At 75.1% G+C, this 18,768-nt stretch carries 17 protein-coding genes; 14 read left to right on the top strand and 3 right to left on the bottom strand.

The window, feature by feature from the left end; all coding sequences use genetic code 11:
- Positions 1–35: 35 nt before the first annotated feature.
- Positions 36–503 carry a metallopeptidase family protein gene (locus tag BMZ33_RS05310; RefSeq protein WP_091108518.1) on the bottom strand — a complete coding sequence of 156 codons (468 nt, stop codon included), beginning with the start codon at positions 501–503 and terminating at the stop codon, positions 36–38.
- Positions 504–642: 139 nt separating this feature from the next.
- On the opposite strand from BMZ33_RS05310, the gene BMZ33_RS05305 reads away from it, so the two are divergent.
- The 12 genes from BMZ33_RS05305 (at position 643) to hpf (ending at position 13,708) form a co-directional block, all read left to right on the top strand.
- Positions 643–1,053, top strand: coding sequence for a DUF3499 domain-containing protein (locus BMZ33_RS05305; RefSeq protein ID WP_342027955.1), 411 nt, complete (start codon positions 643–645; stop codon positions 1,051–1,053).
- Positions 1,054–1,194: 141 nt separating this feature from the next.
- Complete coding sequence (locus BMZ33_RS05300) at positions 1,195–2,556, top strand: phosphomannomutase/phosphoglucomutase (protein ID WP_091108516.1); 1,362 nt, start codon at positions 1,195–1,197, stop codon at positions 2,554–2,556.
- Positions 2,553–2,747, top strand: a complete 195-nt coding sequence (locus BMZ33_RS05295; protein WP_169063924.1) for a Trm112 family protein — start codon at positions 2,553–2,555, stop codon at positions 2,745–2,747. The genes BMZ33_RS05300 and BMZ33_RS05295 overlap by 4 nt, the downstream gene beginning before the upstream one ends.
- Positions 2,744–3,886 carry an SIS domain-containing protein gene (locus tag BMZ33_RS05290; RefSeq protein WP_091108515.1) on the top strand — a complete coding sequence of 381 codons (1,143 nt, stop codon included), beginning with the start codon at positions 2,744–2,746 and terminating at the stop codon, positions 3,884–3,886. Before BMZ33_RS05295 ends, BMZ33_RS05290 begins: the two co-directional genes overlap by 4 nt.
- A gap of 131 nt (positions 3,887–4,017) precedes the next feature.
- Positions 4,018–5,193, top strand: coding sequence for a mannose-6-phosphate isomerase, class I (manA, locus tag BMZ33_RS05285; RefSeq protein WP_091108514.1), 1,176 nt, complete (start codon positions 4,018–4,020; stop codon positions 5,191–5,193).
- A gap of 124 nt (positions 5,194–5,317) precedes the next feature.
- Positions 5,318–6,181 (top strand): GmrSD restriction endonuclease domain-containing protein, encoded by an 864-nt coding sequence (locus BMZ33_RS05280; protein ID WP_169063923.1) that lies wholly within the window; start codon positions 5,318–5,320, stop codon positions 6,179–6,181.
- A gap of 109 nt (positions 6,182–6,290) precedes the next feature.
- Positions 6,291–7,787, top strand: a complete 1,497-nt coding sequence (gene ahcY / locus BMZ33_RS05275; protein ID WP_091108512.1) for an adenosylhomocysteinase — start codon at positions 6,291–6,293, stop codon at positions 7,785–7,787.
- Positions 7,788–7,937: 150 nt separating this feature from the next.
- Positions 7,938–8,645 (top strand): MtrAB system response regulator MtrA, encoded by a 708-nt coding sequence (mtrA, locus tag BMZ33_RS05270; RefSeq protein ID WP_091108511.1) that lies wholly within the window; start codon positions 7,938–7,940, stop codon positions 8,643–8,645.
- A gap of 43 nt (positions 8,646–8,688) precedes the next feature.
- Complete coding sequence (gene mtrB / locus BMZ33_RS05265) at positions 8,689–10,419, top strand: MtrAB system histidine kinase MtrB (RefSeq protein WP_091108885.1); 1,731 nt, start codon at positions 8,689–8,691, stop codon at positions 10,417–10,419.
- Positions 10,416–12,125 carry an LpqB family beta-propeller domain-containing protein gene (locus BMZ33_RS05260; RefSeq protein ID WP_091108510.1) on the top strand — a complete coding sequence of 570 codons (1,710 nt, stop codon included), beginning with the start codon at positions 10,416–10,418 and terminating at the stop codon, positions 12,123–12,125. Before mtrB ends, BMZ33_RS05260 begins: the two co-directional genes overlap by 4 nt.
- 71 nt (positions 12,126–12,196) lie before the next feature.
- Positions 12,197–12,976, top strand: coding sequence for a ComF family protein (locus BMZ33_RS05255; protein WP_169063922.1), 780 nt, complete (start codon positions 12,197–12,199; stop codon positions 12,974–12,976).
- A 39-nt stretch (positions 12,977–13,015) separates the two neighbouring features.
- On the top strand, positions 13,016–13,708 hold the full coding sequence (gene hpf, locus BMZ33_RS05250; RefSeq protein ID WP_091108509.1) for a ribosome hibernation-promoting factor, HPF/YfiA family: 693 nt from the start codon (positions 13,016–13,018) through the stop codon (positions 13,706–13,708).
- 43 nt (positions 13,709–13,751) lie between these two features.
- Here hpf and BMZ33_RS05245 read toward each other — a convergent pair whose 3' ends face one another.
- Positions 13,752–14,318, bottom strand: a complete 567-nt coding sequence (locus BMZ33_RS05245) for a GNAT family N-acetyltransferase (protein ID WP_169063921.1) — start codon at positions 14,316–14,318, stop codon at positions 13,752–13,754.
- Positions 14,319–14,411: 93 nt separating this feature from the next.
- Entirely contained in the window at positions 14,412–14,804 is a 393-nt protein-coding gene (locus tag BMZ33_RS05240) for a pyridoxamine 5'-phosphate oxidase family protein (RefSeq protein ID WP_091108507.1), read from the bottom strand.
- A gap of 42 nt (positions 14,805–14,846) precedes the next feature.
- Between BMZ33_RS05240 and BMZ33_RS05235 the strand changes: the two genes are divergently transcribed.
- Both BMZ33_RS05235 and secA read left to right on the top strand, forming a co-directional pair.
- Positions 14,847–15,548, top strand: a complete 702-nt coding sequence (locus BMZ33_RS05235) for an SDR family NAD(P)-dependent oxidoreductase (protein WP_091108506.1) — start codon at positions 14,847–14,849, stop codon at positions 15,546–15,548.
- 60 nt (positions 15,549–15,608) lie between these two features.
- Positions 15,609–18,692, top strand: a complete 3,084-nt coding sequence (gene secA / locus BMZ33_RS05230) for a preprotein translocase subunit SecA (RefSeq protein ID WP_091108884.1) — start codon at positions 15,609–15,611, stop codon at positions 18,690–18,692.
- Positions 18,693–18,768: the final 76 nt, after the last annotated feature.

The following is an 18,768-nucleotide window of genomic DNA, read 5'->3' as shown; positions in this document are numbered from 1 at the left end:
AGCGTGCGAGCGGTGGGGGCGAGGGGGTCCTTCGACTAACCCGTCGGGTCGATCTCCTCCGGGTCGCGGCCCAGCAGCACGGCCACCTGGTCGACGACGACGTCGCGGACGAGGTCGGCGAGGTCGTCGCGGTCGTGCGCCCGGATCTCCAGCGGCCGCCGGTAGACGACGATCCGCGCCGGCACCTCGCGACCGTCCTCGCGGTGGGCGGGCAGCACCCGCGCCAGCGGCACCGTGCCGTCGTCGAGGACGTCGGGGTCGAGCACCACCTCGTCGGGGTCGGTGTGGTCGACCCACGGCACGTCCTCGACGGCGAACTCGACCCCGGCCAGCTCCCGCTCCCAGCGGCGCTCGAGGTCCTCCACCGCGTCGAGGACCAGGTCGTCGAACTGCTCGGCGCGGCTGCGCGCGAGCGGCACGTCGCCGGGCACCAGGCGGCCCCGCAGACCCCGGCCGTGCCGGTCGCGGCGGGTGCGGGGAGAGCGGCGGTCGGGTCGGCTCATGGCGGGGCGAGCGTACGGCGCACCGGGGGCGCGGGCAGCGCACCGGCCGCCCGGCCGCACCGGCCACCCGGTGCGCGAGTGCCCGGAGGCGTCGGGTTGGATGCGTGGGGACGGTGGGGGAACAGAGGTGCGCGCACCGGTGTGCCTGTCGCCGACACCCCGCGGACGCGGCTACTGTGCCTCGCGTGAGGAACCGGTGGTGAGGCAGTCACGTCGCTGCTCGCGCAGCGGCTGCGCACAACCGGCGGCGGCGACCCTGACCTACGTGTACGCCGAGTCGACCGCTGTCGTCGGGCCGTTGGCCACGTTCTCGGAGCCGCACAGCTACGACCTCTGCGAGTTCCACGCCGAGCGGCTCACCGTGCCGCGCGGCTGGGAGGTCGTCCGGCACGAGATCGACGTCGAGGACTCCGGTCCGACCGGGGACGACCTGCTCGCGCTGGCCGACGCCGTCCGCGAGGCCGCCCGCCCCGAGCCGCCGCGGCCGCCGGCCGACGACGGCCGCGGCACCCGCCGCGGGCACCTGCGGGTCCTCCCCGACATCCCGTGAAGGACCTCGCTGCCCCCCACCGCTCGCAGGCTCGCGGCGGGACCCTGCAGCGAGGCCGACCGCAGCCCGCGCGCGCCCGCCGTTAGGGTCGACGGGCACCGGACGCAGCCGAGCGGCCGGGCAGTCCAGGCGAGGGTGGCAGTGACGGACCTGTCGGCGATCATCAAGGCATACGACGTCCGGGGCGTCGTCCCCGACCAGTGGGACGAGGACGTCGCGCGGCGCATCGGCGCCGCCTTCGCCGAGCTCGTGACCACCGAGAGCGGCGCCACCGCGGTCGTCACCGCCCACGACATGCGCCCCTCGTCGGTGCCGCTCTCCCGCGCCTTCGCCGAGGGCGTGCTCTCCCGCGGCGTCGACGTCGTCGAGGCGGGCCTGGGCTCCACCGACCTGCTCTACTTCGCCGCCGGCTCGCTCGACGTCCCCGGCGCGATGTTCACCGCCAGCCACAACCCCGCGCAGTACAACGGCATCAAGCTCTGCCGGGCCGGCGCCGCGCCCGTCGGGCAGGAGTCCGGCCTGGCGACCGTCCGCCAGTGGGCCGAGCGCGACAGCTACGACCGGCAGCCCGCGCGCACCGCCGAGGTCGCCCAGCGCGACCTGCTCGGCGACTACGCCGAGCACCTGCGCCGGCTGGTCGACCTGTCGGGCATCCGGCCGCTGCGCGTGGTCGTCGACGCCGGCAACGGCATGGGCGGGCACACCGTCCCCGTCGTGCTGGCCGGCCTCCCGCTCGACGTCGTCCCGCTGTACTTCGAGCTCGACGGCACCTTCCCCAACCACGAGGCCAACCCGCTGGACCCGGCCAACCTGGTCGACCTGCAGGAGGCCGTCCGCCGGGAGGGTGCCGACATCGGCCTGGCCTTCGACGGGGACGCCGACCGGGTGTTCGTCGTCGACGAGCGCGGCGAGCCGGTGAGCCCCTCGGCGATCACCGCGCTGGTCGCCGTCCGGGAGCTGGCCAAGGGCCGGGGGACGACGGTGATCCACAACCTGATCACCTCGCGGGCGGTGCCCGAGATCGTCCGCGAGCACGGTGGCCAGCCCGTGCGCACGCGGGTCGGGCACTCGTTCATCAAGGCCGAGATGGCGCGCACCGACGCCGTCTTCGGCGGCGAGCACTCGGCGCACTACTACTTCCGCGACTTCTGGCGGGCCGACACCGGGATGCTCGCGGCGATGCACGTGCTCGCCGCGCTGGGGGAGCAGAGCCGGCCGCTGTCGGAGCTGACCGCCGCCTACAGCCGCTACGCCGCCTCCGGGGAGATCAACTCCACCGTCGCCGACGCCGCCGGGCGGGCCGCGGCGGTCCGCGAGGCGTTCGAGGCCGAGGGCGCGACGTTCGACGAGCTCGACGGGCTGACCGTCGACCTGCCCGACGGGTCGTGGTTCAACCTCCGGGCCAGCAACACCGAGCCGCTGCTGCGGCTCAACGTCGAGGCGCCCGACGAGCCGCGCATGGCGCAGCTGCGCGACCGCGTGCTGGGGATGGTGCGCGCGTGAGCGGGACCGGACCCCTGGGGCTCGACCCGGTGCTGCTGCAGGTCCTGGCCTGTCCCGACACCCACCACAGCCCGCTGACGGTGGACGAGGCGGCGGGCGAGCTGGTGTGCCCGACCTGCGACCGGGGCTTCCCGGTGCGCGACGGCATCCCGGTGCTGCTGCTGGACGAGGCACGGACCCGGTCGGCATGACCTCGCCCGAGCTGGCCGAGGAGGTCCTCGACGACCTCGACGTGCTGCGGGCCCGTGACCCCCGCGGGCTGCTGCCGGCCGTCGCCGGTGCCGGCGCCCAGGTCCGCGAGACCGCCCGGCTGACCGACGAGGCCGGCCTGGACCGGATCACCACCGGCGGGCGCCCGCGCGGGATGGTCATCGTCGCCCGGCGCGAGGGGGCGGTGGCCGCCTCGGTGCTGCGGGCGCTGCTGGGCCCCGCCAGCCCGGTCACCGTCGACGTCGTCCCGGGCCCGGACCTCCCGGTGTGGACCGGCCCGACCGACGTCGCCGTCGTCGCCACCCGGACCGGCGCCGGCGCCTACGCGGTGGCGCCGGCCTACGAGGCCGCCCGCCGCGGCGTCTCGCTGCTGGGCATCGGCGCCGAGGACGCGCCGCTGCGCGCGGCCTGCTCCACCGCGCGGATGCCGTACGTGCCGCTGCCGCGCTCGCGCGTCCGGCACACCACGCTGTGGTCGCTGCTGACCCCGCTGCTGCGCCTGGCCACCGGGCTGGGCCTGGTCGGGCAGGGCGCCGCCGACTGCGAGGCCGTCGCCGCGACCCTCGACGAGGTCGCCGCCGAGTGCGGCCCGGCCCGCGAGTCGTTCGTCAACCCGGCCAAGACCCTGGCCCTGGAGCTGCTGGACGCGCTGCCGGTGATCGTCGCCGAGGGCTCGCTGGCCGGCACCGCGGCCACCCGCTTCGCCGACCAGCTGGCCACCCTGGCGGGCCTGCCCGCCAGCGGCTACCGGCTGCCCGACCAGCGCGTGGCCGCCCGCGCCGTCCTCGGCGGCCCCCTGGCCCCGCGGGACGCCGACGACTTCTTCCGCGACCGCACCGACGACGAGGGCCGCCGGCTGCGGCTGCTCACCATCCGCGACACCGACGCCGCCCACCACGACGGCGGTGGCGAGCGGGAGCCTCGGTCGGCCGCGGAGGCGATGGCCGAGGTGCTGCGCACCGCGGCGGCCAACAACGTGCCGGTCAGCGGGCTGGCCGAGCACGGCGAGCCCGACCGCCAGGCCCGGCTGCCGCGCCTGGCCCGGCAGCTGGCGGTGGCCGACTTCACGGCGGTCTACCTGGCGCTGGCCCTCGACCAGGAGCGGTCGCAGGGCCGCTGAGCGCCGGCGACCCACTCCGCGGGCACGCCCGACCGGGGGAAGTCGCCCGTCTCACCCCTCCAGGGGTTCCGCCCGGCGCGCCTGGAGGCGAAGGTGGGGTCGTGGTCCACCCGCCCCTAGCCTCAGCGACGATGTGGCAGCTCACCAGCGCGGTCCGGTTCTACCCGTGGGGCAGCCGGACGGTCATCCCGGAGCTGCTCGGCCAGCCGACCCCCGCCGACCGCCCGCACGCGGAGCTGTGGATGGGTGCGCACCCGGACGAGCCGAGCGTGCTCGCCGACGGCCGGCCCCTGGACGCAGCGATCGCCGTCGACCCGGAGCGGCTGCTCGGCCCGGCCGTCGTCGGGCGCTTCGGCAACCGGCTGCCCTTCCTCATGAAGGTGCTGGCCGCCGACACGCCGCTCTCGCTGCAGGCGCACCCGACGATGGAGCAGGCCCAGGCCGGCTTCCTCGCCGAGGAGCGTGCCGGGGTGCCGCGGGACGACCCGGCGCGCACCTTCAAGGACCCGTGGCACAAGCCCGAGCTGCTGCTGGCGCTGACCACGTTCGAGGCGCTGTGCGGCTTCCGGCCGGTGGAGGAGTCGCTGCACTGCCTGGCCAAGCTGCAGCTGCCCGAGCTCAAGCCGACCATCGCGGCGCTGGCCCGCGGCGGCCTGCAGGCGGCCATCCCGCAGCTGCTCGCGATGTCGGGCAAGCGGCGCACCCACCTGGTCGACGTCGTCGCGCACAAGGCGGCGTCCTTCGTGGCCGCGCACGACCCGGAGTTCATCAACACCTACCGGTGGGCCGCCACGCTGGCCGAGACCTACCCCGGCGACCCCGGCGTGGTCATCTCGCTGATGTGCAACCACCTCAAGCTGGCGCCCGGTGAGGCGGTGTTCCTCCCGGCCGGCAACCTGCACGCCTACCTGTCCGGGGCCGGCGTCGAGGTGATGGCGAGCTCGGACAACGTCCTGCGCGGCGGGCTGACCACCAAGCACGTCGACCTGGCCGCCCTCATCGAGGTGCTGGACTTCTCCGACGGCCGCGTCCCGGTCATCCACCCGGTGCTCGGTCCCGGCGGGCTGCGCTACCCGGTGCCGGTCGAGGACTTCGACCTGACCCGTGCCCAGCTCGACGAGCAGGCCGGCCCGTTCACCACCCGCGGCCCGCAGGTGGTGCTGTGCGCCGAGGGGCGGGCAGTGCTGACCGGTGCCGACGGCGAGCTCGTGCTCGAGCGCGGGCAGTCGGCGTTCGTCCCGGCGGGGGTCCCGGTGACCGCGCGCGGCCCGGCCGTGCTCTACCGGGCCACCACGAACCTGAGGTGACCACGAGGGCGGACCTGAGGTGACCACGAGGGCGGACCTGAGGTGACCACGGGGGCGGACCTGAGGTGACCCGCGGCCGCGTGTCGTGGCCCGGGGGAGCGGACGGCCGGACGTAGCGTCGGCCGTGTCCCTCCGCACGGCCCTCGCGCGCCTCTGCGCGCTCGGCGTGACCGCCGCACTGGCCACCGGCTGCGCCGAGCTCACCGGGTCCTCCGCCGGCGCCGCCGGGGACGCCGTGCCGACCGCCGCGGTCGCCGGCAGCGCACTCGAGGCGCTGGCGTCGGTGCCGGTGCGCGGCCGCGCGCCGCAGACCGGCTACTCCCGCGACGAGTTCGGGGAGGCCTGGGCCGACACCGACCGCAACGGCTGCGACACCCGCAACGACGTCCTCGCCCGCGACCTCACCGGCGAGACCTTCCGGCCGGGCAGCGACTGCGTCGTCCTCACCGGCACCCTCGACGACCCCTACTCCGGGGCCACCATCGAGTTCCGCCGCGGCGAGGGCACGAGCGAGGCGGTGCAGATCGACCACGTCGTGGCGCTGTCGGACGCCTGGCAGAAGGGTGCCCAGCGGTGGGACACCGCCCGGCGGACCGCCTTCGCCAACGACCCGCTCAACCTGCTGGCCGTCGACGGCCCGCTCAACCAGGCGAAGGGCGACGGCGACGCCGCGACCTGGCTGCCGCCGGACCGCTCCTACCGCTGCGCCTACGTCGCGCGGCAGGTCGCGGTGAAGCTGACCTACGGCCTGTGGATGACCGCCGCCGAGCACGACGCGGCGTCCGCCGTGCTCGGCGGGTGCCCGGGCGAGCCGCTGCCCAGCCGCGAGGTCACCGCCGCGCAGCAGGAGCCCCCGTCCGCCCCGGCCGGTCCCTTCGCCGACTGCGCCGCGGCACGCGCGGCCGGCGCCGCACCCGTGCGCGAGGGCGACCCGGGGTGGGATCCGGCGCTCGACGGCGACGGCGACGGCGTCGGCTGCGAGTCCTGAGCACCCGGTACCCTGGACTGCGGCACGAGCCCCGCCGAAGCCTCGGCATGCTCGCTCAGATCAGCGACCCGAGCGCCCGCCCTCGTGGGCGCCTCGACCCTGGAGCGACATGACCGCCTCTACCGGCACCCCTGTCCTGACCACCCCGAGCGGCGAGGCCGACTTCAAGGTGGCCGACCTCTCCCTCGCCGGCTTCGGCCGCAAGGAGATCCGCCTCGCCGAGCACGAGATGCCCGGCCTGATGGCGCTGCGCGAGGAGTACGGCGACGCGCAGCCGCTGGCCGGCGCCCGCATCGCCGGCTCGCTGCACATGACCGTGCAGACCGCTGTCCTCATCGAGACCCTCGTCGCCCTCGGCGCCGACGTCCGCTGGGTCTCCTGCAACATCTTCTCCACCCAGGACCACGCCGCCGCGGCGATCGTCGTGGGGCAGGGCACGCCCGAGGAGCCCGCCGGCGTCCCGGTGTACGCCTGGAAGGGCGAGTCCCTCGAGGACTACTGGTGGTGCACCCAGCGCCTGTTCGAGTTCCGCGACGGGTCCGGCGCGGTCGTCGGCCCGAACATGCTGCTCGACGACGGCGGCGACGCCACCCTGCTGGTGCACCTGGGCACCCGCTTCGAGGCCGACGGCGTCGTCCCCGACACCACCGAGGCCGACGCCGAGGAGTACGGCGTCATCCTCGACGTGCTGCGCGGCACGCTGACCGCCGACGCCGGCTACTGGACGCGCATCGGCCAGGGCATCGCAGGCGTCACCGAGGAGACCACCACCGGCGTCATGCGCCTGTACGAGCTCGCCCGCGAGGGCCGGCTGCTGTTCCCGGCGATCAACGTCAACGACTCGGTCACCAAGAGCAAGTTCGACAACCTCTACGGCTGCCGGCACTCGCTCATCGACGGCATCAACCGCGCCACCGACGTGATGATCGGCGGCAAGGTGGCCGTGGTCTGCGGCTACGGTGACGTCGGCAAGGGCTGCGCCGAGTCGCTGCGCGGCCAGGGCGCCCGGGTGATCGTCACCGAGATCGACCCGATCAACGCCCTGCAGGCGGCGATGCACGGCTACGAGGTGACCACGCTCGAGGAGGTCATCGGCAAGGCCGACATCATCATCACGGCCACCGGCAACCGCGACATCATCACCGCCGAGCAGCTCGGGCAGACCAAGCACCAGGCGATCGTGGGCAACATCGGCCACTTCGACAACGAGATCGACGTCGCCGGCCTCGCCCGCACCCCGGGCATCGAGCGGACCCAGATCAAGCCGCAGGTCGACGAGTGGCGCTTCGCCGACGGCCACACGATCATCCTGCTGTCGGAGGGCCGGCTGCTGAACCTGGGCAACGCCACCGGGCACCCGAGCTTCGTGATGAGCGCGTCGTTCTCCAACCAGGTGCTCGCCCAGATCGAGCTGTGGACCAACCGGGCCGCCTACGAGGGCCAGGAGCCCACGGTGACCGTGCTGCCGAAGAAGCTCGACGAGCACGTGGCGCGGCTGCACCTCGACGCGCTCGGCGTCAAGCTCACCGAGCTGTCCAAGGTGCAGGCCGACTACATCGGTGTGCCGGTCGAGGGTCCGTACAAGAGCGAGCACTACCGCTACTGACGGAGGACCCCGCTGCCCCCCACGCCTCGCTCCGCTCGGCGCGGGGGGCAGCGGGGCCGTTCCCGTCGGTCGCCACGAGGAGAGGCGCTGGATCCGGCACGCCGGGTCCAGCGCCTCCGTGATCTGGTCGTGACGTCGCAGAATGGGTCCGTGCCCCCCACCGCTCAGCACAACGGACCCAGCCGCGGCCGTGTCCTCGTCGTCGACGACGACGCCGCTCTCGCCGAGATGCTCGGCATCGTGCTGCGTCGGGAGGGCTACGACCCGGCCTTCGTCTCCGACGGCAACCGCGCGCTCGGCGTCTTCCAGCAGACCCGGCCCGACATCGTCCTGCTCGACCTGATGCTGCCCGGCCGCAACGGCCTGCAGATCTGCCAGGACATCCGCACCCAGTCGACGGTCCCCATCGTCATGCTCACCGCCAAGGGCGACACGATCGACGTCGTCCAGGGCCTCGAGGCCGGCGCCGACGACTACGTCACCAAGCCGTTCAAGCCCGTCGAGCTCGTCGCCCGGGTGCGCGCCCAGCTGCGCCGCGGGGAGACCGGGCAGGCCGAGACGCTCGCGATCGGCGACGTGCAGATCGACGTCCCCGCCCACCAGGTCACCCGCGACGGCACGCCCATCGCGCTGACCCCGCTGGAGTTCGACCTCCTCGTGGCGCTGGCCCGCAAGCCGCGCCAGGTGTTCACCCGCGAGCTGCTGCTCGAGCAGGTGTGGGGCTACCGGCACGCCGCCGACACCCGGCTGGTCAACGTCCACGTGCAGCGGCTGCGGGCCAAGATCGAGCGCGACCCGGAGAAGCCCGAGATCGTGCTCACCGTGCGCGGGGTGGGCTACAAGGCCGGTCCACCGTGAGCGGGGCGGGCCGCCGGAGCGGACCAGAGTGCTCCGTGAGCCGGTGAGCACCACCCACCCGGCGCCGGCGGCGGCCCCGGCCGACGACGCGGGCAGCACCCGGGCCCCCGCACCGGCGCGCGCCGCCCGTCGCCGCCCGCGCGACGTGCGTGCGCTGCGGCGCGGGCTGCGCCGACGGTCCGTCCGGGCGCGCATCCGGGCCCGGCGGCTGGCCGGCGCCGCCGTCTCGGCGTGGCGCTCGTCGCTGCACGTGCGCATCGGCGCGATCACGATGGTCGTCGCCGGCACGGTCGTGGTCATCGTCAGCCTGGTGCTGTTCAGCCAGATCCGCACGCAGCTGCTGTCGGTCAAGGAGCAGGCCGCGGTCGACCAGGCGCAGGCCGGGGTGGTCTACGCCCAGACCGAGGTGGTCGGCATCGCCGCCGGGGACGGGGCGAGCGTGCGAGCCACCCTGGAGCGCACCGTGCAGCAGCTGCTCACCCGCGGCGGGTCGGCCGGCAGCTTCGACGTCGTCATGGTCTACCGGACCGGTGACACCGAGCGACCGCCCGCGGTCAGCCGGCCGGGCATCTACCCGGCGCTGCCCGAGGGCCTGCGCGCCGGCGTCGCGGGCGGTGCCCAGTACAGCCAGTACGCGATGGTCCCCAACGCCTCCGGGCAGGCGCGGCCGACGCTCCTGGTCGGGTCGCCGGTGCCCGCCGGCGCGTCGTCGGCCGGGCAGATCGAGCTCTACTACGCCTTCCCGCTGGACCAGGAGGAGGAGACGCTCTCCCTCATCCGCACCACGGTCGCGATCAGCGGCATCGCGCTGACCCTGTTCGTCGCGGGCATCGGCGTGCTGGTCACCCGGTTGGTCGTCGACCCGGTGCGGCGGGCGGCCGGCACCGCGCAGCGGCTGGCCGAGGGGCAGCTCGAGGAGCGGATGACCGTCCGCGGGGAGGACGACCTGGCCCGGCTGGCCACCAGCTTCAACGCGATGGCCGACAGCCTGCAGCGGCAGATCACCCAGCTCGAGGGGCTCTCCCAGCTGCAGCAGCGGTTCACCTCCGACGTGTCCCACGAGCTGCGCACCCCGTTGACGACGGTGCAGATGGCCGCCGACGTCCTGCACGAGTCCCGCGGCGACTTCCCGCCGCACGTCGCCCGCTCCGCCGAGCTGCTGCACGAGGAGCTCGACCGCTTCGAGCGGCTGCTGTCGGACCTGCTGGAGATCAGCCGCTACGACGCCGGCGCCGCCGTCCTCGACTGGGAGCCCACCGACCTCGGCGCGCTCGTCGGCCGGGTGGTCGACGGGATGTCCTCGCTGGCCGGCCGGCACGGCTGCGAGCTGCGGGTCAGCTCCCCGGCGGACCCGGTGATCGCCGAGGTCGACGCCCGGCGGGTGGAGCGGATCCTGCGCAACCTGGTCGGCAACGCCGTCGAGCACGGGTCCGGCAAGCCCATCGACATCACCCTCGCGGCCAACCGGACGGCGGCCGCGGTGACCGTCCGCGACCACGGGGTGGGGCTGTCCTCGGCCGAGGCCCAGCACGTGTTCGACCGGTTCTGGCGGGCCGACCCGTCGCGGGTGCGCACCGTCGGCGGCAGCGGCCTGGGGCTGTCGATCAGCCTCGAGGACGCCCGGCTGCACGGCGGCTGGCTGCAGGTCTGGGGCCAGCCCGGGCTCGGCGCGCAGTTCCGGCTCACCCTGCCGCTCACCGCCGGCGCCGACCTCACCAGCTCACCGCTGCCGCTGCGGCCCACGATCGTCCGCCGTCCCGGGGTCCGGCCGTGAGGCGCCTGCTGCCGGTGCTCGCCGCGCTGGCCCTGCTCACCGGCTGCTCCACGGTGCCCACCTCCTCGGCACCCGTGCAGATCACCGACGCCTCCGCCCGGCCGGCCGGCGAGGTCGGCATCGAGCCGGCGGAACCGCCGGCGGGCGGCACGCCCGAGGAGGTCGTGCGCGGCTTCATCGACGCGGCGGCCAGCACCGTCCGCAACCACCCCGTGGCCCGGCAGTACCTCACCGGCGAGGCGGAGGACGCCTGGTCGGACACCAGCGGCATCACCCTCGTCGGGCCGGACTACGCGACCGTGACCACCGACGCCGGCGGTGTGGTGCTGACCGGCGACCTGGTGGGCACCGTGGACACCCGCGGGGTGTTCACCGGCTCGGCCGGGGAGCCCTACACCCGCGAGTTCACCCTCGTCGAGGTCGAGGGGGAGTGGCGGATCACCAACCCGCCCGACGGCCTGCTCATGCTGGTCCCCGACTTCGAGCGGCTCTACGACGAGCGCGCGGCCTACTTCCTCGACCCGACCGAGCAGCGGGTGGTGCCCGACCCGCGCTACCTGCTCGGCGGCGAGGCGCAGCCGACGGTGCTGGTGGACCGCCTGGTCGAGGGGCCCTCGCCGGCGCTCGCGGCCGGTGTCCTCAACGCGCTCGACGGCGTCACCCTCACCCGCGCGGTGACGATCTCCGGGACCACCGTCAGCGTCGACCTCGCCGGCCTCACCGACCTGACCGCGGCCCGGCTCGCCCAGCTGTGCGCCCAGCTGGTGTGGACCCTCGACCAGCTCGACGGCGTCAGCTCGGTGCAGATCAGCGCCAACGGCGAGCCGCTGACCGCCGAGGGGATCCAGGCCGTGCAGCGCACCGACGACTGGGCCGCCTTCGACCCCGAGGCCGCGCCCGCCGACGCCGACGGCCACTACGTCGACGGCGGCCGGCTGATGACCGACGACGGCCAGCCCGCCCCCGGGCCCGCCGGGGAGGGCGCCTACGGGCTGACCGCCGCGGCGGTGGCGGCCGACCCGCGCACCAGCGCCCTGACCTCCATGGTCGGCACCTCCGTGTCCGGGGGGACGGCGACGCTGCTGGCGGGGACCTACGGCGGCGAGCTCGCCTCGCAGCTCACCGGGAGCCGCTTCTCCACGCCGACCGTCGCCGCGACCCGGCCGGAGTTCTGGGTGGTCCGGGACGAGACGACCGTCGTCCGCCTGCCGGCCGGGGGGTCCCCGCAGCCGGTCAACGCCCCGACGCTGCCCGCCCAGGGGCGGGCCACGGCGCTGCAGCTCTCGCCCGACGGGGTGCGCGCCGCCGTCGTCGTCAGCCGCGGGACGGGGAGCTCGTCGCTGCTCATCGGCACCGTCGTCCGCTCCGACGAGGGCCCGGTGGCCCTGCGCGACCTGCGCCCGGTGGCGCCGCGGCTGACGTCGGTGGTCGACGTCGCCTGGCCGACCGCGGACCGCCTGATGGTGCTGGCCGGGGACGGCGAGGAGGGCGCGGCGCCCTACGTGGTCGGCGTCGACGGCTGGGGGCTGACGGAGGTGCCCACCTCGGGGCTGCCCAGCCCGCCGACATCGGTGGCCGCCGCACCCGGTCAGCTGCCGCTGGTCAGCGCCGGCGGGTGGGTGTGGCAGCTGTCGGGCGGCACGTGGGTGACGCTCATCCGCGGTGCCCAGCCGGTGCCCGGCCTCGAGCCGTTCTACCCCGTGTAGGCGCGGGGGCCGCTCTCCACAGATGCGGTCACGGCCGGCCGCCGGGCCGGCGGGGGCCGCAGGCTGGGGCGGTGGGCGGACTGGGAGCGGCGCTGGCCGACCTGGTCCTGCCGCGCACCTGTGCCGGCTGCGGCGTGCCCGGCCCGGAGCTGTGCCGGCGGTGCGCCCGCCTGCTCGCCCGGCCGCACGTGGCCACCCCGCGCCGGGTGCCGGCCGGCCTGCCGCCGGTGGTCGCGGCCGGGGCCTACGCCGGACCGGTGCGCGCCGCGGTCATCGCGTTCAAGGAGCGCGGCCGGGCCGCGCTCGCCGGGCCGCTCGGGACGGCGCTGGCCCTCGCCGTCGCCGCCGGGGCCGCGGTGCTGCCCGGCCGGCCGGTGCTGCTGGTCCCGGTGCCCCCCAGCCGGGCCTCGCTGCGGTCGCGCGGCCGCGACCACGTGCGGGAGCTGGCCGGGGTCGCCGTCGCCGAGCTGTCGGCCGCCGGGGTGGCCGCCGGGGTGGTGCCGCTCCTGGCCCGCGCCGGGCGGGTGCGCGACTCGGCCGGCCTGTCGGTGGCCGACCGGCGGGCCAACCTGGCCGGCACGTTCGTGCCCCGGCGGCGGCCGGCGGTCCCGCCCGGTGCCGTGCTCGTGCTGGTCGACGACGTCCTCACCAGCGGCGCGACGCTCACCGAGGCGGCCGCGACGCTGGCCATGACACGCCGGGGAGGCGACACGCCGGTCCTGGCCGCCGTCGTGGCCGCGACACCCCGCGCGCCGGTACCCGGAGTGCGCCACCCGGTTGCGGACGGTGCACCGCGCGGGGTCCTCCGGGACCCTCTCGATCGACTGTCGACGCCTCCTGACAGCGACTAGCGTGGTCTCGGTCACACCCGTCTACGACCGGGAGGTCTGATGGAGATCGTGGTACGTGGCCGCAACGTCGAGGTGCCGGAGCACTTCCGGCAGCGCGTCGAGGACAAGGTCGGGCAGCTCGAGCGGTTCGACGGCAAGTTGTCCCGCATCGACGTCGAGCTGTTCCACGAGAAGAACCCCCGGCAGTCCCACAACTGCCAGCGCGTCGAGATCACCCTGCGCGGCAAGGGGCCGGTGGTCCGTGCCGAGGCCTGTGCCCCCGACTTCTACTCCGCGCTCGACCTGAGCTGCGGCAAGCTCGACAACCGGCTGCGCCGGGCGAACGACCGCCGGCGCGTCCACCACGGCCGGCGCACCCCGCCCAGCGTGCGGGTGTCCGGCCCCACCGAGGCCGCACCGCTGGAGACACCGGCGCTCGGCCTCGTCGACGGCGTGGCCGCGGACCTCGCCGCCGAGCCACTGGTCACCGACCTCGACGAGCACCTGCCCGGCCAGGTGGTGCGCGAGAAGCACCACCCCGCCGTGCCGATGACCGTCGACCAGGCCCTGCACGAGATGGAGCTCGTGGGGCACGACTTCTTCCTCTTCCAGTGCGCCGACACGGGACGGCCGACCGTCGTCTACCGGCGGCACGCCTTCGACTACGGCCTCATCCGGCTGGTCGAGCAGCCCCTGGGGGAGCAGCACAGCGTCCACCGCGAGGCGGCCGAGCCCGCGGTCGTCCCGCGCTGACACGGGGCAGGGGCCCGGCCCGACCGGCCGGGCCCCTGCCGCGTCAGTCGCCGGGCAGCCGCCCGAACAGGACGGCGTCGGCCCGGCTCCCGTCCCGCCGCGCCAGGCAGCCGCGCACCACGCCCTCGCGGGTGAAGCCGGCCCGCCGCGCCACCGCCTGGGAGACGGCGTTGTCCACGTCGATCACCAGGTGCACCCGGGGCGCCCCGCGCCCGAACGCCCAGCCGGCCAGGCCGTCGGCGGCCTCCGCGGCATAGCCCCGGCCCCTCGCCCAGGGGGCGATGGTGTAGCCGATCTCCGGTCCCAGGCGGCCCGGCCGCAGCTGCAGCGCCGCCGTCCCGACCAGCTCCCCGTCGGCCTCGACCACCACCGGCAGGCCCAGCCCCTCGGCCCGGTGCGCCGTCCCGACGCCCTCGACGAAGGAGCGCGCGTCCTCGAGGGTGTAGGGCACCGGGATCGCGCTGACCCAGCGCTGGGTCTCCGGGTCCTGCGAGGCGCGGTGGACGGCCGGGACGTCGTCGGGACGGAACGGCCGCAGCACCAGGCGCGCGGTGCGCACCACCTCGGTGGTCAGGTCGACACCGGTCAAAGAGAGGGTCGCGGTCTCCACCTGAGAATCGTCACGCACCGTCCAGCGGTTTGTCCGGCCCCGTCCCGAGGCTCGCGCCGAGCTCGCGAGGCGTGAGGAGGACGGGGTCCTCTCTCACGGGTTGCCCAGCACCCGGTCGACCGATATCTCGATGACCACACGCGCCGGGTTCTCGCGGGGCTGCCGGTAGCGCTGCGCGTAGCGCGCCTCGGCGTCGGCGACCGCGGCCCGGTCGTCGCGCACCACCGCCGCCCCCTCCAGGGTCACCCACCGGCGGCCGTCGACCTGGCAGACGGCCACCCGTGACCGCCCCTCGCGCACGTGCCGGGCCTTGGCCGAGCCGCCGGAGGTGATCACGCGCGCGGTGCGCGTGTCCGGGTCGTAGGTGACGCCGACCGGCACGACGTGCGGGCTGCCGTCGGCGCGCAGCGTGGTCAGCGTGGCCAGGTGCCGCTCGGTGAGGAAGTCGAGCAGTTCCGGACCGAGATCGTGCAGGTCGTGGGCCACGTCAGGAGGTTAGGCGGCCCGCGGCACGGGCACCGGCCGGGCGTGGAGCTGGCGGGGGCGCGGGTGCTGGTGGCCGGGGCGACCGGCGTGCTGGGCGGCGACCTGGCGCGGGCGCTGGCCGGTGCCGGCGCGCGGGTGGCGCTCACCGGGCGGGACGACGGCCGGCTGCAGGCGCTGGCCGGCGAGCTCGGCGGTGCCCCGGCTCGCGCCGCCGACGCGGTCGACGTCCACTCCGTCCGCGCCGCGGTCGACGCCGCCGCCCGGGCACTCGGCGGACTGGACGCCGTCGTCGTCGCCTGGGGCGTGGTGGCCTTCGGCCCGGCCGCCGAGGCCGACGACGCCGTCACCGAGGAGCTGTTCGCGGTCAACACGCTCGCCCCGATGAGCCTCGTGCGCGCCGCGCTGCCGCACCTGGCCGACGGCGGTGCGGTGGTGCTGCTGTCGGCGATCGTGGCCGACGCCCCCACGCTGGGCATGGCCGAGTACTCGGCGAGCAAGGCGGCCCTCTCGGCATGGGCCTCGGTGCTGCGGCGCGAGCTGCGCAGCCGGTCGGTCGCCGTGCTCGACGTGCGGCCCCCGCACGTCGACACCGGCCTGGTCGACCGGGCGCTCGCGGGGACCCCGCCGCGGCTGCCCGCCGGGCACGACCGCGACGAGGTCGTCACCGCCGTCCTCGACGGGTTGCGCGAGGGCGCGCGGGAGGTGGTGCTCGACCCGCGGGAGAAGCGGCTGGTGCGCCGCTGACCGCCCGGGGCCGGGTGCTGCCTCCCCGACTCGCCGCGGCAGCCGCCTACGCTGGTGTCCGTGGTGTTCTCGAGGATCCTCCGGGCCGGTGAGGGCAAGCTCGTCCGTCGACTGGAACGGATCGCCGACGCGATCGAGCTGCTCTCCGACGACGTCGCCGACCTGACCGACGCCGAGCTGCGCGCGAAGACCGACGAGTTCAAGGCGCGCCTGGCGGACGGCGAGACGCTCGACCAGCTGCTGCCGGAGTCCTTCGCCGTCGTCCGCGAGGCCGCCAGCCGCACGCTCGGGCAGCGGCACTTCCGCGTGCAGCTCATGGGCGGTGCCGCGCTGCACCTGGGCAACATCGCGGAGATGCGCACCGGTGAGGGCAAGACGCTGACCGGCGTGCTGCCGGCCTACCTCAACGCCCTGACCGGCGAGGGCGTGCACGTGGTCACCGTCAACGACTACCTGGCCAAGCGCGACGCCGAGTGGATGGGCCGGGTGCACCGCTTCCTCGGCCTGTCGGTGGGCACCATCCTGTCCGGGGAGAAGCCGGCGCACCGCCGTGAGCAGTACGCCTGCGACATCACCTACGGCACGAACAACGAGTTCGGCTTCGACTACCTGCGCGACAACATGGCCTGGAGCAAGGCCGACCTGGTCCAGCGCGGGCACCACTACGCGATCGTCGACGAGGTCGACTCGATCCTCATCGACGAGGCGCGCACCCCGCTGATCATCAGCGGTCCCGCCGAGTCGGCCGGCAAGTGGTACGTCGAGTTCGCGCGGATCGTGCCGCTGATGAAGCGCGACGTGCACTACGAGGTGGAGGAGGCCAAGCGCACGGTCGCCGTCACCGAGGAGGGCGTGGAGTTCGTCGAGGACCAGATCGGCATCGACAACCTCTACGAGGCGGTCAACACCCCGCTGATCGGCTACCTCAACAACGCGCTGAAGGCCAAGGAGCTCTTCCACCGCGACCAGCAGTACATCGTCAGCAACGGCGAGGTGCTCATCGTCGACGAGTTCACCGGCCGCGTGCTGGCCGGGCGCCGCTACAACGAGGGCATGCACCAGGCCATCGAGGCCAAGGAGGGGGTGAAGATCAAGGACGAGAACCAGACGCTCGCCACGATCACCCTCCAGAACTACTTCCGGCTCTACGACAAGCTCTCCGGGATGACCGGCACCGCCCAGACCGAGGCCGCCGAGCTCTCCCAGACCTACAAGCTGGGCGTCGTCCCCATCCCGACGAACCGGCCGATGGTCCGCCAGGACCAGTCCGACGTCATCTACAAGACGGAGAAGGCCAAGTTCGACGCGGTCATCGACGACATCGCCGAGCGGCACGAGGCCGGCCAGCCGGTGCTCGTGGGCACCGCCAGCGTCGAGAAGTCCGAGATCCTGTCGAAGTTCCTGCTGCGCAAGGGCATCCCGCACGAGGTGCTCAACGCCAAGAACCACGCGCGGGAGGCCTCGATCGTCGCCCTGGCCGGGCGGCTCGGCGCGGTCACCGTGGCCACCAACATGGCCGGCCGCGGCACCGACATCCAGCTCGGCGGCAACCCCGAGTTCATCGCCGACGAGGCGCTGCGCGCCCGCGGCCTGTCGCCCTCGGAGACCCCGGAGGAGTACGAGGCCGCCTGGGACGAGGCGCTGCAGACGGCCAAGGACCAGGTGCGGGCCGAGCACGAGGAGGTCGCCGACGCCGGCGGGCTCTACGTGCTGGGCACCGAGCGGCACGAGAGCCGCCGCATCGACAACCAGCTGCGCGGCCGCTCCGGCCGGCAGGGCGACCCCGGCGAGTCGCGCTTCTACCTCTCCCTCGGCGACGACCTCATGCGCCGCTTCAACGGCCCGATGCTCGAGTCGATGATGACCACGCTGCGGGTCCCCGACGACCAGCCGATCGAGTCGAAGATGGTCACCCGCGCCATCCGCTCGGCCCAGACGCAGGTCGAGCAGCAGAACTTCGAGGTCCGCAAGGACGTCCTCAAGTACGACGAGGTGCTCAACCGGCAGCGCACCGTCATCTACGACGAGCGCCGCAAGGTGCTCGACGGCGAGGACCTGCACGAGCAGGTGCAGCACATGCTCGACGACGTCGTCGGCGCCTACGTCGACGGCGCCACCGAGACCGGCTACGCCGAGGACTGGGACCTCGAGCAGCTGTGGACCGGCCTCAAGGCGCTCTACCCGGTGGGCCTGACGGTGCCCGACCTGCTCGACCGCACCGCCGACGGTGAGCAGGCCGCGCTGACCGCCGACGTGCTGCGGTCCGAGCTGCTCGACGACGCGCACCGCGCCTACGGGGAGCGGGAGCAGGCCCTGGGTGCGGAGGTCATGCGGGAGCTCGAGCGGCGGGTGCTGCTCTCGGTGCTCGACCGCAAGTGGCGCGAGCACCTCTACGAGATGGACTACCTGCGGGCCGGCATCCACCTGCGCGCGATGGCCAACCGCGACCCGGTCGTGGAGTACCAGCGCGAGGGCTACGACATGTTCAACGCGATGCTCGACGGCATCAAGGAGGAGTCGGTCGGCTTCCTGTTCAACCTGGAGGTCAAGACCAAGGAGCAGCAGGAGGCCGAGGCCAGGGCGCAGCAGGCCGAGGCGGAGGCCAAGGCGCTCGCCGCCGCGCAGGAGGGCACCGCCCGCGTGCTGGCCCGCCAGGCCGCGGCCGCGAAGGCCGCCGCCGAGGCGGCCGCCGTGTCCGCCGCTCCGGCCGCTGCCCCGGCCGTGGCACCCGCCGACGGGGACGGCGCCGCGCCCGTGGCGCCCGCCGCCGCGCCGGTCTCGGTGACCAAGCCGGCGGCCAAGCCCGCCGCCCGGCGCTCGACCGGCGCGCCGGCCAACCGCCCCGGTGGGCGGCACGCCGCCCGCAACGCCGCCCCGGCCGCGCCCGCCGCTCCCGCCGAGGAGGCGCCGAGCCCCTCGGGCACCGGGCCGCAGCTCGCAGTCAAGGGCCTCGACGAGCCGCGGCACGCCGAGGACCTCAGCTACTCGGCGCCCTCCCTGGACGCCTCGCCCAAGGAGAGCGGCCCGGCCAAGGCGGCCAAGACGGCCACGGTCACCGGCACCAAGGAGCCGGCCCGCAACGCGCCGTGCCCGTGCGGCTCGGGCAAGAAGTACAAGGTCTGCCACGGGGCGGCCGGCCGCTGAGGCCGCGCTCCCTCCGGTGACGGCGGGCGGGGACCGTCGCGGTCCCCGCCCGCCGTCGTCCGCGTTCTCCTCACCG

The sequence above is a fragment of the Geodermatophilus dictyosporus genome, from assembly GCF_900115505.1.
GTDB classification, from domain to species: Bacteria; Actinomycetota; Actinomycetes; order Mycobacteriales; family Geodermatophilaceae; genus Geodermatophilus; species Geodermatophilus dictyosporus.
This window is presented reverse-complemented; position numbering and strand designations above follow the sequence as displayed.